The sequence below is a fragment of the Ornithinimicrobium kibberense genome (genome assembly GCF_006519705.1).
Taxonomy (GTDB): domain Bacteria; phylum Actinomycetota; class Actinomycetes; order Actinomycetales; family Dermatophilaceae; genus Ornithinicoccus; species Ornithinicoccus kibberensis.
Genome location: NZ_VFXM01000010.1, coordinates 88,749 through 102,590, shown reverse-complemented (window position 1 = coordinate 102,590; position 13,842 = coordinate 88,749). Strand labels below are relative to the sequence as shown.

Sequence of the window (13,842 nt, the reverse complement as noted above, 5' to 3'; positions counted from 1 at the left end):
CTCGATGACCCTGCCCTCCACGATGCGCGGCGTCCGGCTGCCGGGCAGCTCCACCGTCGAGCACGTCACCGTCGCCGTGCCCGAGCCCGGGCCGGGCCAGGTGCTGCTGCGGATGCGGGCCTCGAGCATCTGCGGGTCGGACATCCGGGCGATCTACCGCGAGCACCTCGGCGTCGGTGCCGAGGCCTACCAGGGCGTCGTCGCCGGCCACGAGCCGTGCGGTGAGGTCGTGGAGGCGGGTCCCGGGGCTCGCCGGCTCTCCCCCGGCGACCGGGTCGTCGTCTACCACATCAGCGGGTGCGGCCAGTGCGAGGAGTGCCGCCGCGGCTATCCGGTCGGCTGCTCCTCCGACCACCGGGCGGCGCACGGCTGGCAGCGCGACGGCGGGCACGCCGACTACCTGCTCGCCGAGGAGTCCAGCTGCCTGCTGCTGCCCGAGCCGCTCACCTTCGTCGACGGTGCACTGGTCTCGTGCGGCTTCGGCACCGCCTTCGAGGGTCTGCTCCGAGGTCGGGTGAGCGGGCGCGACACGCTCCTGGTCACCGGGCTGGGGCCGGTCGGGCTGGCCGCCGCGATGCTGGGCCGGCACCTCGGCGCGGCCCGCGTGATCGGGATGGACCCGGTCGCCAGCCGGGTGGAGCTGGCCCAGAGCCTGGACCTCCTCGACGTGGCGGTGGCCGACCCGGCCGACCTGGCGGAGGCGCTCGGCTCGGCCACCGGGGGCCGGGGCTGCGAGGTGACCATCGACTGCTCCGGCCACCCCGACGCCCGGCTGGCGGCGCTGCGTCATACCCGGCACTGGGGCCGGTGCGTCCTCGTCGGCGAGGGCGGCACGATGACGATGGACGTCTCGCCGCTGCTCATCCACCCGCAGGTCAGCGTGCACGGGTCCTGGGTGTCGTCGGTGCAGCACATGGCCGAGCTGCTCGAGCTGCTCGTGCGGTGGGGCGAGCACCCTGGGAGGATCGTGACCCACCGCTACCCGCTGAGCGAGGCCGGCACCGCCTACGAGGTCGCCGACCGCGGGCAGGCGGGCAAGGTCTGCATCGTCTGGGAGGACTGAGCACTGATGGACACCCCCACCCTGGTCGCCGGCATCGACAGCTCGACGCAGTCGTGCAAGGTGATGGTCTGCGACGCCCGGACCGGCGAGGTGGTGCGCACCGGTCGCGCGCCCCACCCCGACGGCACCGAGGTGCACCCGGACCACTGGTGGGGCGCGCTGCAGGAGACGACCTCCGGCGGGCTGCTGGAGGGGGTGTCGGCGATCTCCGTCGCCGGCCAGCAGCACGGCATGGTGTGCCTCGACGAGGACCAGCAGGTGGTCCGCCCGGCGCTGCTGTGGAACGACACCCGGTCGGCCCCGGACGCGCTCGACCTCATCGATGAGCTCGGCGGGCCGCAGGCGTGGGCCGAGGCGATCGGCGTGGTGCCGGTGGCCGCGATCACCGTGTCCAAGCTGCGCTGGCTGGCCCGCAACGAGCCGGACCACCTGGCCCGCACGCGCACCTGCGTGCTGCCGCACGACTGGCTGACCAGCCGGCTGCTCGCGGGGGACGGGCGGGTGGAGCGGTGGGTGACCGACCGCTCCGACGCGTCCGGCACCGGCTACTTCTCGGCGTCGACGAACTCCTACCACCTCGACCTCCTGCGGCTGGCGACCGGCCGCGACGACCTGGAGCTGCCCGAGGTGCTCGGCCCCGCCACCGCCGCCGGACGCACCCCCGGAGGCCGGGTGGTGGGCCCCGGTGCCGGGGACAACGCGGCCGCGGCGCTGGGGCTCGGCCTGGTCGGCGGGGACGTGGCGGTCTCGCTCGGCACGAGCGGCACCGCCTTCGCCTCCCACTCTCGTCCCACCCAGGACCCCACGGGCGAGGTGGCCGGTTTCGCCGACGCCGCCGGCGGCCACCTGCCGCTGATGTGCACGCTCAACGCCGCCCGCGTGCTCGGGGCCGGGGCGCAGGCGCTGGGCACCGACCTGGCCGGGCTGGAACGCCTGGCGCTGGGGGCCGAGCCCGGTGCGGGCGGGCTGACCCTGCTGCCCTACCTCGACGGCGAGCGGACACCCAACCTGCCGACGGCCAGCGGCACCCTGTCGGGCATGACCCGGGACAACCTCACCCCGGCCAACGTGGCACGCGCCTTCGTCGAGGGCATGCTGCTCAACGTCGCCGCCGGCGTGGATGCCCTCCGCCGCGAGGGGGTGGACGTCCGGCGGGTGCTCCTCATCGGCGGCGCCACCGGCTCGGCGGCCGTGCGGGAAATCGCGGCGACCTTCATCGGCGTCCCGCTCGTCGTGCCCGCCCCGGGCGAGTACGTCGCCCGCGGGGCGGCCCGCCAGGCCGCCTGGGTGCTCTCGGGCGAGGACGCCTGCCCGGCGTGGGCCGCCGTGGAGCACGTGGTGAGCGCGGAGCCGGTCGTCGACCCGGTGGTCGAGGAAATCAAGGGGCGGTACGCCGAGCTGCTCTCCACCGTGCACGGGGTGCGGCAGTGACGTCTCCTGCCCGGGCGCGGTCGGGCAGGGCATGACGTCCGAGCCGGCTCCGGACACGCTCGACTCGCTCGTCGAGGACGCCCGCCGCCTGGCAGCACGCCCCGGACGGACCATCCTCGGGCTCACCGGGGCTCCCGGGGCCGGCAAGTCGACGCTGGCGGCCGCCCTGGCGGACGCGCTCGGGCCCGAGCTGCTCGCCCTCGCCCCGATGGACGGCTTCCACCTCGACGACGCGATCCTGCACGAGCGCGGAGCCCGCGGCCGCAAGGGTGCCATCGACACCTTCGACGACGCCGGGTATGCCGCTCTCCTCGCCCGGCTGCGCTCCCAGGCACCTGACGAGATCGTCTACGCCCCCCGCTACGAAAGGGACCTCGAGACCTCGATCGGCTCGGCCCTGCCCATCCTGCCGTCGGTGCCGCTCGTGGTCACCGAGGGCAACTATCTCCTCGCCACGACCGGCGCGTGGCCGCAGGCGCGCGCCGCGCTGGACGAGGTGTGGTTCCTCGACCTCGACCCGCAGGTGCGGAACGAGCGTCTGGTCGAGCGGCACGTCCGGCACGGCGAGGACCCGGGGCGCGCACATCAGCGGGCGTTCGGGCCGGACCACGACAACGCCGTCGCGGTGGAGGCGCTCAGGGAAAACGCGACACGCATCGTGCGGCTATGACCTGGTGGGGTGGCCGTCCACCACCCTGTCGACCCGTCCGTGCATCGTGCCCGCGCTGCTCCGCCGCGTGCGGATGTCCGATCAACGGGGTAGCCCCTTCTCGTCGTAGAGGTCCTGGTCCGCCCTCGTGATGTGGGAGGCGTCCTCGTCGGTGAGGTCCGCACGAAAGCCGGAGACCACCGCACGGGCTGCGTTCAGGCGCTGCGCGCGCACCGGGTCAGCCACGTCCTCGCCCTATGCGGCGCGTCGGCCGGGGACTGCTTCCTGTCCGACGCTCGTCCGGGACCGACCGGCGCGTCGGGCCAGCCGTCCCCACAATGCGTGGGGGGTGGCGCCGGACCTGGTCTCCCGCACCTGCCTCGTGCTGGGGCTGCGGCTCGAGGGGGACGGCCCGCTGGCCCGGCGGCTGGCGGAGGCGACAAGGGCGGGTGACCCCGTCCACCTGAGCGCGTGGGACCTGCGTCGCGCCGAGGGCATGCAGCCTGTCGTCGACGCGCCGGTCCTGGTCTGCGAGAACCCCCAGGTGCTCGAGGCGGTGGCCGAGCGGCAGGTGGAGGGCTGGGTGGTCGTGTGCACCGCGGGCGAGCCCAACCTGGTGGTGGACGAGGTGCTCGGGCTGCTGGCCGCGGCGGGCGGCGACCTGCGCTACCACGGCGACTTCGACTGGCCCGGGCTGGCCCTGGCCGAGCGGGCGGCCGGACGGCACGGGGTGCGCCCGTGGCTGATGGGGGTGGCGGACTACCTGGCCGGCGTGGCCGTCGGCGGCCCGCAGCTGGTCGGAACCCCGGTGGACCCGTCGTGGGACCCCGAGCTGGGTGCCGCGATGCGGCACCACGGACATGCCGTGCACGAGGAGACAGTCCTGCCCCGGCTGCTGGACGCCATGGGGCACGGGCGGTAGCCGTCCAGGTCTGCGGGCCCTTCTCTCGGTGCCCTACGACGTCAGCGGGTTGACGACACGGAGCTCTGGGAACCACGAGAAGTCGCGGTCCGCGGACCAGAGCGTGTCCACACCGTGACCCAGACAGATCGCGGCGACCCGCGCGTCGTGGATCTTCGGGCCGACCACGGCGGGCACACTCACCAGCCTCGCCAGGATGGCGTGGTGGTCCGAGGTCTCCGAGAGGAGATGGACGGTGGGGAGCGCGACGAGCGCGTCGACGGCCCGCAGTGCGACCTGGGGTGCGGTGGGGGGGCGGTAGATCCGTGGGTGCGTCACCACCGCCAGGAACTCGTGGAGACATGGCCACGGGATGGCCCAGGTGGCCCGACCGACGGCCAGGGCGTTCAGGACCTCGGACGCCCTGGCGTGGTGGGGACTGTCCTCCCGGTGCGCGTAGACGAGAAGGTTGGTGTCGACCGCGATCACGAGGGCAACCCGTAGGACCTCGCCACAGCCTCCTCCGGCGCCAGGTCCGCGCCAAGCCCTTCGCCGGCCACCGTCGGGAAGTGGAAGTCGACCACGTCCGACCGTTGTCGACGAGCCACCTCCGCCCTCAGGCCTGACAGGACGAGCTCCCGGAGGGTCGCCCCCGACCGCCGAGCAGCAGCCTTCGCCTCAGCCGCCAGGGCGTCGGGGATGTCGATCGTCGTCTTCATACGGACGACTGTACTCGATGACCCGTACTCCCGTACTCCCCCCTGGAGGCGCCTTGTTGATCGTCGTTCCCCACCCACCCGGCCAGCGGCCCGCGACGAGGAGTGGCAACCTCGATGCTGTCCTCGGCGGCTCAGTTCCGGCAGCACCGCCGAGGTGCTACCGTGTAGCACATTCAGGACGGAGGGCGCCGTGGCAGAGCAGTCCATCGGCATTCGTGAGCTCAAGCAGAACGCCTCCGCGGCCGTGGCTCGAGCGGCTGCCGGCGAGGCGCTGGTGGTGACCGACCACGGCAGGCCGGTCGCACGACTGGTGCCCCTCGGCGCGAGCCGTATGTCTGAGCTCGTCACCGCTGGGCTCGCGCGCCCGCCCCGGGGGCTGCTGGCGGACCTTCCTCGGCCGCAGGGAGCACCGAGCACCGCGCTGTCGCGGGCCCTCGACGAGGACCGCGAGGACCAGCGCTACTGATGACCTACTACCTGGACACCTCCGCCCTCGTGAAACTGGTCGCTCCCGAGCCTGAGTCCGATGTGCTCCGACAGTGGATCGAGGCCCGGGCGGAGGCGCTGGTGACCTCGGACCTCGCCCGGACGGAGCTCTTCCGCGCGGTCCGGCGCGTCCTGCCGAAGTCGGCGCCGCTGGCCCGACAGGTGCTCGACACGCTGACGGTCCTCCGGCTGGAGACCAGTGTCTTCGAGGAGGCTGCCCGCCTGGAGCCACCCGGACTGCGCTCGCTGGATGCGCTGCACCTGGCGGCCGCGCTCTTGCTGGAGGAAGACCTGCTCGGCGTGGTGACCTATGACGAACGGCTCGCGGAGGCGACACGACTGCTGGGGTTCTCCGTCCTCGCTCCGGGACGCTGACGACCTCGCCTGCCGCCGCCTACCTGCCGATCTGGGGCGGGCCGGCGGAGGGCATGCCGGTGACCCGGCCTGCCGGCCGGGCGGGGACCTCGGCATCCAGCTCGGCGGTCGGTGGACAGAGGGCACCGGCCAGACGGAGAACGGGCTCTTCGTGGGCGGACGGCTGCACAAGATTCACGAGGAGCTCTTCGGACCTACGACCGCGAGGACTGGACGGCGCCGTGGCTGATCGAGGGTGAGCGCGTGAGCGTGCGGTTGACGCCCTTCGAGCGCGTGGCACGGACCAACCTGCTCGTGGTCGCGGGCGAGACGCACCAGTGCTTCGGCACCTTCAGCGGATGGGCCGTGGACGACCACGGGCAGCGCGTCGACCTGGACGGACTGGTGGGCTGGGCCGAGGAGGCTCGGAACCGCTGGTGAGGGGTATGAACGTGTCGGTCACCCGACCCCGTCGTCCTGTTCCCCGCCGACCTCCTGACCCTGGGCGATCAGGGTCAGGGCGGCCATGTGCCGGTCGAGCGCGCTGCGGCCAGTCGGGGTGAGGGTCACCCACGCGACGCGCCTGGCGTCCCCGCGATCAGGGGACGCGGTCTTGCTGACCGACACGTAACCGGCCTCGGCCATCGCCTTGAGATGACGCGACAGCTGCGACGCCGGCAGCTCCAGCGCCTCCTCGAGCGTCCGGAACGCGACGGCGTCGGCGCGGCGCAGCAGCCCGCAGATCCGCAGCCGGACCGGGAAGTGGATCAGCTCGTCGAAGACGGCCTCGGCGGCGTTCACATCCGCAGGCTCTCGCGCGCCCACCGGTCGGAGACGACGGCCAGCGCGTAGGTCACCACGCCCGCGACGGCGGCCGGAAGCACGGTCCAGACCTCCCGGTCGAGCGAGACGAGGCCGAGCGCCGCGGAGTAGAGCAGCAGCGTGACCAGCAGCCACAGGACACCCAGCACCAGCTGCCGTGCCCCGGCCCCCCGCAGGCGGATCCCGGTCCTCACCCGCACCAGGTGGACGACCACGACCGCGGCCGCGAGCGCGAAGAGGTAGTTCGTCGTCCGGTCGCCGACGGCCGGCGAGGCGACCCACAGTCCGACGACCAGCCCGAGAAGCGCAGGGGCCCACCACGGAGTCGCGGTGAGGCCGGCCAGCCGGGACCGGTCCTCGTCCAGCTGGCGAAGCAGGTCGGTGGCGTCGGCCGGCGTCGGGGAGGAAGTCACACCCGGCACCCTAGACAGTTTCTTGCGTCAGATGCAAGTCACCTGACGCAAGTCCCTGGCGAGGTCACTCCTCTCGTGAGCAATCCCGGACGCGCCGCATCTCCTCCGCGAGTCCGGGGTTGTCCTCCCCCACACGCTCGATGACGTGGTCCACGACCTCAGGCGCCTTGTTCTGGCTGAGCTTGGCGCGGGCGTCGAACCGGTCGACCCGCAGCCGGAAGCTCACCGCACCCCTCGCCTCCCGCCGGGTGGCCGCCTCGTCCTCGGCGAGCGAGCGCCCGCCGGGTCGGTCGCGCTCGAAGTGGTCGGTCAGCAGCGACAGCGCCGCGTAGTTCTCCTCCTCGTCGAGGATCTCGGGCGTCCCGTAGAGGTGCGCCGTCACGTGGTTCCAGGTCGGCACGAGGTCGCCGGGCGCGTACCAGCTCGGCGAGATGTAGTCGTGCGGCCCCTGGACGATGAAGAGGACCTCGTGGCGACCCAGCTCGTGCAGCCGGTCGTCCGGTCGCCCGACATGACTGAGGATCGAGATGCCCGGGCCGTCGGGGCTCTCGTCGAGGATCACCGGGTAGTGCGACGCGACCAGACCGGTGCTGGCCGGCGAGACGATCGTGGCCCACGGATGGTTCCGGATCAGTCGGCGGACCTCGTCGGGGTCGGTCATCAGATAGTGCGGGGTATGCCGCATCGCGCCTCCGTCGTCGTCCTCGGCCGTCACCCCGGCCCGTCCTGGGTTTCAGCCATTCTCCTCGGTGTCGAGGAAGGTGTCGCGCCACCCGGTGGAGGCCCGCCTTAGCTTGAAGTCCTTCATGCTCCCCAAGAGGTGGGCCAAGGCCCGCCCCCCGTGGGCCTGCTCGCGGCGGACACCGACGCGATGCTGTCCTTGCCGCCGGCGGCGGGCGCACCTGGGCTGGCGCGAAGACGTGCGCCTGAGCCGGGACTACTACGTGCGCGTCGACACCAATGACTACTCGGTCGGTAGCTGGTGGCCGAGCACCCGCGCCGGTGGGCCCGGAGCATGACCGTGACCGACCCCGCCCACGTCACCGCGGCCGAGGCCTTACGGCACGCCTATCAGCAGCCCCGGTCGTGCGCCGGCAAGACGCACCTGGGCGTCGCCGCAGCCCGGCAGGGACGCCGGGCGGTCCCTGGAGCAGTCGACCGGGACGGTCCATGTCAGTGCCGTCTTGCGGAGTGCGCTCTTCGACGAGCCACTTGAGGTCGACCGGGAACGAATCTGGCTGCGTGACCTAGCAGAATGGGTTGACACCACCGGGCTGAAGGTCCAGCACCCGCAGCTCGATGGAACGGGGCTGGTCGTCCGCCTCAGACGGGTCGGGGCAGCTTCCCGGCGCGTGCCCGGGCCAGCACGTGCTCACGGAACAGTTCGGCCGCTGGCAGCATGCGCCGCTGAGGGGCCCAGCTGAGTCCCACCTCCCGGGTCGCGCCCGGGTCGGTCAGCGCCAGGACGTGCAGACCCGCCACCGGGGCGGCCACTGATCCACCCCACAGGGCCGGTGCGATGGCCACACCCAGGCCGGCAGCGACATACCCCCGCAGGGTGGGGAGGTCGTCGGCCACGAAGGCGACGTTGGGCTCGAAATGAGCTTCGGCGCACAATCGTTCGGACTGCCGGCGAAGCAGCGAGGTCGGCTTGATCATGACGAACGGCTCATCGGCGACCTGGCTCAGCGCGACCTCGTGGGTGCCTTCGAGGCGGTGGCCGGGTCCGACCAGCAGGCGCAGGGGCTCCACGGCCAGGACCCTCCAGCGTGGGTGCTCGGGGCCCGGCGGGGGTCGCAAGGTAGAGAGCTCGACGTCCACGTCGCTGCGCGGATCGACGTCCGGCACCGTCTCGTCGGCCGTCGTGCGAAGGTCGAGGTGAACGTGCGGGTGCTCCGCGTGGAAACTGCTCACCAGGTCTGGGACGAGCCAGCTGCCGAAGGAGGGTTGGAAGGCGATCGTCACCGTGCCCCGTTCGGGGTCCAAGATCTGTTGCACCGCCGCGATCCCGTCATCGAGGTGGTGCAGCACCGTGTCCACGTGCTGCTTGAACGCAGACCCGGCGTGCGTCAGCCGCAGCACCCGTCCCTCGCGTCGCAGCAGTGGGGTGCCCACCTGAAGCTCGAGCCGGCTCAAGGCCCGGGACACTGCAGGCTGTGAGATCCCCTCGATCTCGCTCACCTCGGTCACCGTCACGCCGTCCGCGACGAGCTGGAACCAGCGCAGAGTCTCCGTCTCCATACTCATGACGTTAACGTATGAGTTGCCTGCCTAGGAGGCATTGGACGTATCAGTCGGATCCGACGACCCTGGATGCATGGCCACATTCATGTACCGCATCCTGACCGGCTCCCCCCGCGACACCATGGCCTTCCCGGCCACCCGCGGTGCCACCATCGTCGCCTGGCCCTCCCAGCTCACCGAGCGCTGAGCGCCCCGGCCGACCGGCGCTGAGTACCCTGCTCGCCGGCCGAAGCCGGATCAGTTGCCCCAGCAGGTCCGGATCCCGAACTCCACCCGCCGCGACTCCACCCCCTCCACCGGGTCGTCGCTGACCAGCTCGCTGCCCGTGTCCAGGAATCCGCTGGGCGTCTCACCCTCGCGCACCGCCGCAGCGATCGCCCGGACACCTTCGCGGGCCATGTTCTGCGGATACTGCGTCGCCGTGGCGTCGATGTCCCCGGGCCGCACCGCTTCGCGCATCGCACGGCAGCCACCGTCCACCGAGACCAGGACCACCTCGTCCAGGTCCACCTCGGCAGCTTCGAGCGCTGCCAGGGCTCCGAGCGCGGCCGGCTCGTTCACCGTGTAGATCACGTTGACGTCCGGATGCTCGGCCAGCACCTGGGTCATCCTGACGGCAGCGTTGTCCCGGTCACCCTGGGTGTCGACCGAGGCCACGATCGCCGGATCGTCCTCGGTCAGCCCGAAGCCCTCCAGGAACCCCACGCGCCGCAGCTCCCCGGAACTGATGTCTCCGGACAGGTTGAGCATGACCACCCGCGGATCCAGTCCGAGGTCGTCGGCCTTCGCGGCGGCATACTCCCCGATCGAACGGCCTGCCGCCTCGTTGTCCGTGGCGAAGAAGGCGTCCACCGCCTCCGGCGGATCGACCGGGGTGTCCAGCGCGAGCACCAGCACCCCGGCGTCGCGTGCCTCCTGGATCGCCGGAAGCAGGGCGACCGGATCCGTCGGCGCGATCAGGATGCCGTCCACCCCCTCGGCGACCATGTCCGCGAGAGCAGCCTCCTGTGACGTGACGTCGGTGTCGCTGGCACCGGTGGCCGTGGTCAGCTCGACGTCCAGGTCATCGGCCGTCTCCTGGGCGACGTCCTTCATCGAGACCCAGTAGGGGTTCTCCTCCTGCTTGGTGATCAGCCCCACCGACACGGACTCCTGCTCCTCACCGGCACAACCCGCCAGGGTGAGGCCGCAGAGCACTGCGCCCAGCGTGATCCACGTGCGTGTGCGCATACCGATCGCCACCCTTCAGGCCTGATCCGTCGCGGCGCCCGCCGCCGGACGGGTGTTCTTCAACGCGAACAGGGCGTATGCCGCGACCACCGCCAGGCAGATGCCCGGCACGATGTACCCCAGCGCCGATCCGGCCGCATCCATCACGGCCGCGTGCACCATCGGCACCAGCGCACCGCCGAGGATGGCCATGACCAGACCGGCCGAGCCGAACTTGGCGTCCGGGCCCAGCCCCTGCAGCGAGAGGCCGTAGATGGTCGGGAACATCAGCGACAGCGAGGCCGAGATGGCCACCACCGCGATCAACCCGACGACGTTGAGGACGAAGATGGAGGTCAGGCAACAGATCACGCCGAAGACCGCCATGATCAGCAGCAGCAGGGCCGGCCGGAAGATCCCCAGCAGGTAGGTCATCACGAAGCGTGAGATCAGGAACAGGACCAGGCTCGCTTGCAGCCACCAGCCGGCCTCGCCGGGGGAGGTTCCGGCGACGTCCTGGGCATACAGGATGGTGAAGGTCCAGGTGCACGTCTGGGCCGCGACGTTGAAGAACTGTGCCACCACGCCGTAGCGGTAGTGCCGGTTGGCCCACAACCGGGCCAGTGTGCCACCGCGGCCCGAGGTCAGGTCGACCGGCGCCGGCGCGCTGGGCAGCTCCATCTTGCGGAAGGCGATGAGCAGCCAGATGAGCACCAGGATCCCGGCGATCACCAGGTAGGGCTGCAGCACCAACGCCAGGTCGGACTCCGTGGCGGCCAGGAGCTCGTCCTCGCCCATGATGGTCTTGCTCTCCTCCGGCGTCAGGTTCGGCAGGATGAGGATCGCGCCCATCAGCACACCGACGTTGGCACCGACCGGGTTGAAGGACTGCGCGAGGTTGAGCCGCTGGGTGGCACTGGCCTCCTCGCCCATGCCGATGACGAAGGGGTTGGCGGAGGTCTCCAGGATGGACAGACCCGCCGCGAGCACGAAGAGCGCCAGCAGGAACATCTCGTAGGCGAGCAGGTTGCTGGCCGGAATGAAGAGGAAACCACCCACGGCCGCCAGCCCCAGCCCCACCAGGACACCGGCCTTGAAGCCGTAACGGGCGTTGATGAACGCGGCCGGGACCGCCAGCAGGAAATAGGCGCCGTAGTAGGCGAACTGGACCAGCGAGGCCTGGAAGTTCGACATGTCGAAGATGCCGCGGAAGACCCCGACCAGGATGTCGGTGAGGTTGGCGGCCATACCCCACGCTGCGAAACAGAGGATGAGCAGGAGGAACGGGACGCGGAGGTGGCGGGCCACCAGGGGAGCGCTGGGCTCGGCGGTGTCCTTCGGCGTCGTTGCCATCGCATCCCTTTCTCTTGACCTCGCCTCAACTGCGATGTTGGGACCCTAGCCTCTATGAAGAACGTGACGCTACGGTCGACGGGATCCACCTCAAGGTCTGCCTGACCCCGGACAAGGTCTGCCTGGCCCCCTCGCTTCGCTGGGGGGACCCCCTGGTCATGGTCGGGGTGAGGGCCGATGGCACCAAGGAGCTGATCGCGCTGGATGACGGGCACCGTGAGTCGACCGAGTCCTGGGCCGACCTGTTGCGCTCGTGCAGGCGCCGCGGGGCGACTCCGCACAAGAGGGAGAACCGTAACGGTCGATCGGTCTCGTCGCGCAGCTACAGGACCGTCCCGAGCAAGTCCCGGTCCAGCGGTTGCTTGGTCTTGTCGGCCCAGGCGGCGGCAAGACGTATGAGGAGCTCGTGCTGGTCGACGGGCCTATCTCGCGCAGCGCGCCATCGGGACGAGAGGAGGTATGTGGACGCGTCACAAGCACGACCCGCAGGGTGTGCATTGCTATCATTCTTGATATCGCTACGGAGAGGTGGACACCATGGCATCGATCGTCATCCGAGGACTCGACCAGTCCGTGAAGGACCAGCTGGCGGCCCAGGCGAGGGAGCACGGCCGGTCCATGGAGGCCGAGGCCCGCGACATCCTCACGAAGGCCACGCAACACCCCAACGTCGGTCTTGCGCTCTTCCGGGCAGCGCAGGAGGTCGGCGGCATCGAGGACCTCCCCGTCCCCGGGCGCACCGACATCGCACGGGCGGCAGACCTCGGTTGATCGTCCTCGACACCAACGTCCTGTCCGAGGCGCTCCGACCGCAGCCTGACGCGAACGTGCTGGCATGGTTGCAGTCGATCAACGGCGACGTCGTCATCACGTCGATCACCCTGGCAGAGCTGCTCGCAGGCGTACGCCGCCTCCCGAAGGGTCGGCGTAAGACGGTGCTGGGCAACCAGCTCGAGACAGCGCTCCGGCCCTACCGCGGGACCAGCGCCGTCCTGGCGTTCGACGACACGGCGGCAGATCACTACGCCGCCGTCCTCGTCGCTCGCGAACAGGCGGGGCTGCCCATCAGCACGGCTGACGCACAGATCGCGGCGATCTGCCGGGCGCACGCCGCGACCTGCGCGACGCGCAACACCAAGGACTTTGAGCTGACCGGCATCCAGCTCGTCGACCCCTGGGCCGCCTGAGCACCGACCGTTCAGCCGGCCGGGCGTCCCTCCCGGACTCGATTCATCTCCTCCGCGAGTCCGGGGTTGTGCTCCTCCACACGGTCGATCACGTTGTCGACGACCACCGGCGCCTTGTTCTGGCTGAGCTTGGCGCGGGCGTCGAACCGGTCGACCCGCATCCGGAAGCTCACCGCGCCCCTGGCCTCCCGCCGGGTGGCCGCCTCGTCCTCGGCGAGCGAGCGACCGCCGGGACGGCCCTGCTCGAAGTGGTCGGTCAGGAGGGAGNCGATGACGTGGTCCACGACCTCAGGCGCCTTGTTCTGGCTGAGCTTGGCGCGGGCGTCGAACCGGTCGACCCGCAGCCGGAAGCTCACCGCACCCCTCGCCTCCCGCCGGGTGGCCGCCTCGTCCTCGGCGAGCGAGCGCCCGCCGGGTCGGTCGCGCTCGAAGTGGTCGGTCAGCAGCGACAGCGCCGCGTAGTTCTCCTCCTCGTCGAGGATCTCGGGCGTCCCGTAGAGGTGCGCCGTCACGTGGTTCCAGGTCGGCACGAGGTCGCCGGGCNGGCCCTGCTCGAAGTGGTCGGTCAGGAGGGAGAGCGCCGCGTAGTTCTCCTCCTCGTCGAGGATCTCGGGCGCCCCGTAGAGATGTGCCGTCACGTGGTTCCACGTCGGCACGAGCTCACTGGGGGCGTACCAGCTCGGCGAGATGTAGTCGTGCGGCCCCTGGACGATGACGAGGATCTCGTGCCGCCCGAGCTCGTGCAGCCGGTCGTCGAGACGCCCGAAATGGCTGAGGATGGTGATGTCCGGGCCGCCGGCGCTCTCGTCGAGGATCACCGGGTAGTGCGACGCGACCAGCCCGGTGCTGCTCGGTGACACGATCGTGGCCCACGGATGGTTCCGGATCAGTCGGCGGACCTCGTCGGGGTCGGTCATCAGATAGTGCGGGGTATGCCGCATCTCGCCTCCGTCGTCGTCCGCGGCCGTCTCCCCGGCCCGTCCTGGGTTTCGCCATTCTCCTCGGTGTCGA

General features: G+C 71.2%; 21 protein-coding genes and 1 pseudogene. 12 read left to right on the top strand and 10 right to left on the bottom strand.

Annotated elements, in window-relative coordinates:
- Positions 1-4: 4 nt before the first annotated feature.
- From FJR00_RS10040 to FJR00_RS10030, 3 genes are read left to right on the top strand one after another with little or no spacing between them, the layout of a single operon-like run.
- On the top strand, positions 5-1,063 hold the full coding sequence (locus FJR00_RS10040; RefSeq protein ID WP_202876640.1) for a zinc-dependent alcohol dehydrogenase family protein: 1,059 nt from the start codon (positions 5-7) through the stop codon (positions 1,061-1,063).
- Between the two features lie 6 nt (positions 1,064-1,069).
- Positions 1,070-2,494: a xylulokinase gene (locus tag FJR00_RS10035; protein WP_141338598.1), complete on the top strand. Its 1,425-nt coding sequence runs from the start codon at positions 1,070-1,072 to the stop codon at positions 2,492-2,494.
- Positions 2,495-2,525: 31 nt separating this feature from the next.
- On the top strand, positions 2,526-3,164 hold the full coding sequence (locus FJR00_RS10030) for a nucleoside/nucleotide kinase family protein (protein WP_141338597.1): 639 nt from the start codon (positions 2,526-2,528) through the stop codon (positions 3,162-3,164).
- An 81-nt stretch (positions 3,165-3,245) separates the two neighbouring features.
- On the opposite strand, the gene FJR00_RS15750 is transcribed toward FJR00_RS10030, so the two are convergent.
- Entirely contained in the window at positions 3,246-3,389 is a 144-nt protein-coding gene (locus FJR00_RS15750) for a hypothetical protein (RefSeq protein ID WP_181409579.1), read from the bottom strand.
- A gap of 103 nt (positions 3,390-3,492) precedes the next feature.
- On the opposite strand from FJR00_RS15750, the gene FJR00_RS10025 reads away from it, so the two are divergent.
- Positions 3,493-4,065, top strand: coding sequence for a DUF2399 domain-containing protein (locus FJR00_RS10025; protein ID WP_181409578.1), 573 nt, complete (start codon positions 3,493-3,495; stop codon positions 4,063-4,065).
- A 33-nt stretch (positions 4,066-4,098) separates the two neighbouring features.
- Here FJR00_RS10025 and FJR00_RS10020 read toward each other — a convergent pair whose 3' ends face one another.
- Positions 4,099-4,533: a type II toxin-antitoxin system VapC family toxin gene (locus tag FJR00_RS10020; RefSeq protein ID WP_141338595.1), complete on the bottom strand. Its 435-nt coding sequence runs from the start codon at positions 4,531-4,533 to the stop codon at positions 4,099-4,101.
- Entirely contained in the window at positions 4,530-4,763 is a 234-nt protein-coding gene (locus tag FJR00_RS10015) for a type II toxin-antitoxin system VapB family antitoxin (protein ID WP_141338594.1), read from the bottom strand. The genes FJR00_RS10020 and FJR00_RS10015 overlap by 4 nt, the downstream gene beginning before the upstream one ends.
- 190 nt (positions 4,764-4,953) lie before the next feature.
- Between FJR00_RS10015 and FJR00_RS16325 the strand changes: the two genes are divergently transcribed.
- Genes FJR00_RS16325 through FJR00_RS16525 form a run of 4 tightly spaced genes read left to right on the top strand, consistent with a single transcriptional unit; the run spans position 4,954 to position 6,044 of the window.
- On the top strand, positions 4,954-5,229 hold the full coding sequence (locus FJR00_RS16325; RefSeq protein ID WP_238330427.1) for a type II toxin-antitoxin system prevent-host-death family antitoxin: 276 nt from the start codon (positions 4,954-4,956) through the stop codon (positions 5,227-5,229).
- Positions 5,229-5,624 carry a type II toxin-antitoxin system VapC family toxin gene (locus tag FJR00_RS10005; protein WP_141338592.1) on the top strand — a complete coding sequence of 132 codons (396 nt, stop codon included), beginning with the start codon at positions 5,229-5,231 and terminating at the stop codon, positions 5,622-5,624. Before FJR00_RS16325 ends, FJR00_RS10005 begins: the two co-directional genes overlap by 1 nt.
- Complete coding sequence (locus FJR00_RS16660; RefSeq protein ID WP_202876639.1) at positions 5,560-5,853, top strand: DUF2804 family protein; 294 nt, start codon at positions 5,560-5,562, stop codon at positions 5,851-5,853. The genes FJR00_RS10005 and FJR00_RS16660 overlap by 65 nt, the downstream gene beginning before the upstream one ends.
- Entirely contained in the window at positions 5,736-6,044 is a 309-nt protein-coding gene (locus tag FJR00_RS16525) for a DUF2804 family protein (protein WP_202876638.1), read from the top strand. Before FJR00_RS16660 ends, FJR00_RS16525 begins: the two co-directional genes overlap by 118 nt.
- An 18-nt stretch (positions 6,045-6,062) precedes the next feature.
- On the opposite strand, the gene FJR00_RS09995 is transcribed toward FJR00_RS16525, so the two are convergent.
- From FJR00_RS09995 to FJR00_RS09985, 3 genes are all read right to left on the bottom strand, one after another.
- Positions 6,063-6,404, bottom strand: a complete 342-nt coding sequence (locus FJR00_RS09995) for a transcriptional regulator (RefSeq protein ID WP_141338591.1) — start codon at positions 6,402-6,404, stop codon at positions 6,063-6,065.
- Complete coding sequence (locus tag FJR00_RS09990; RefSeq protein ID WP_141338590.1) at positions 6,401-6,838, bottom strand: hypothetical protein; 438 nt, start codon at positions 6,836-6,838, stop codon at positions 6,401-6,403. The genes FJR00_RS09995 and FJR00_RS09990 overlap by 4 nt, the downstream gene beginning before the upstream one ends.
- Before the next feature lie 64 nt (positions 6,839-6,902).
- Positions 6,903-7,523, bottom strand: coding sequence for an FMN-binding negative transcriptional regulator (locus FJR00_RS09985; RefSeq protein WP_141338670.1), 621 nt, complete (start codon positions 7,521-7,523; stop codon positions 6,903-6,905).
- 121 nt (positions 7,524-7,644) lie between these two features.
- On the opposite strand from FJR00_RS09985, the gene FJR00_RS16315 reads away from it, so the two are divergent.
- Positions 7,645-7,857: a Mu transposase domain-containing protein gene (locus FJR00_RS16315; RefSeq protein ID WP_377466665.1), complete on the top strand. Its 213-nt coding sequence runs from the start codon at positions 7,645-7,647 to the stop codon at positions 7,855-7,857.
- A gap of 304 nt (positions 7,858-8,161) precedes the next feature.
- Here FJR00_RS16315 and FJR00_RS09975 read toward each other — a convergent pair whose 3' ends face one another.
- The 3 genes from FJR00_RS09975 to fucP form a co-directional block, all read right to left on the bottom strand.
- On the bottom strand, positions 8,162-9,085 hold the full coding sequence (locus FJR00_RS09975; RefSeq protein WP_238330426.1) for a LysR substrate-binding domain-containing protein: 924 nt from the start codon (positions 9,083-9,085) through the stop codon (positions 8,162-8,164).
- A gap of 234 nt (positions 9,086-9,319) precedes the next feature.
- Complete coding sequence (locus tag FJR00_RS09970; RefSeq protein ID WP_141338589.1) at positions 9,320-10,312, bottom strand: substrate-binding domain-containing protein; 993 nt, start codon at positions 10,310-10,312, stop codon at positions 9,320-9,322.
- 15 nt (positions 10,313-10,327) lie between these two features.
- Positions 10,328-11,644: an L-fucose:H+ symporter permease gene (gene fucP / locus FJR00_RS09965; protein WP_141338588.1), complete on the bottom strand. Its 1,317-nt coding sequence runs from the start codon at positions 11,642-11,644 to the stop codon at positions 10,328-10,330.
- 74 nt (positions 11,645-11,718) lie between these two features.
- On the opposite strand from fucP, the pseudogene FJR00_RS09960 reads away from it, so the two are divergent.
- From FJR00_RS09960 to FJR00_RS09950, 3 genes and pseudogenes are all read left to right on the top strand, one after another.
- Positions 11,719-11,913 (top strand): annotated as a pseudogene (locus tag FJR00_RS09960) (transposase); the annotation flags it as partial.
- A gap of 268 nt (positions 11,914-12,181) precedes the next feature.
- Positions 12,182-12,415 (top strand): FitA-like ribbon-helix-helix domain-containing protein, encoded by a 234-nt coding sequence (locus FJR00_RS09955; protein ID WP_141338587.1) that lies wholly within the window; start codon positions 12,182-12,184, stop codon positions 12,413-12,415.
- Entirely contained in the window at positions 12,412-12,831 is a 420-nt protein-coding gene (locus tag FJR00_RS09950) for a type II toxin-antitoxin system VapC family toxin (protein WP_141338668.1), read from the top strand. Before FJR00_RS09955 ends, FJR00_RS09950 begins: the two co-directional genes overlap by 4 nt.
- An 11-nt stretch (positions 12,832-12,842) precedes the next feature.
- On the opposite strand, the gene FJR00_RS09945 is transcribed toward FJR00_RS09950, so the two are convergent.
- Positions 12,843-13,772 carry an FMN-binding negative transcriptional regulator gene (locus tag FJR00_RS09945; protein ID WP_141338586.1) on the bottom strand — a complete coding sequence of 310 codons (930 nt, stop codon included), beginning with the start codon at positions 13,770-13,772 and terminating at the stop codon, positions 12,843-12,845.
- Positions 13,773-13,842 lie beyond the last annotated feature (70 nt).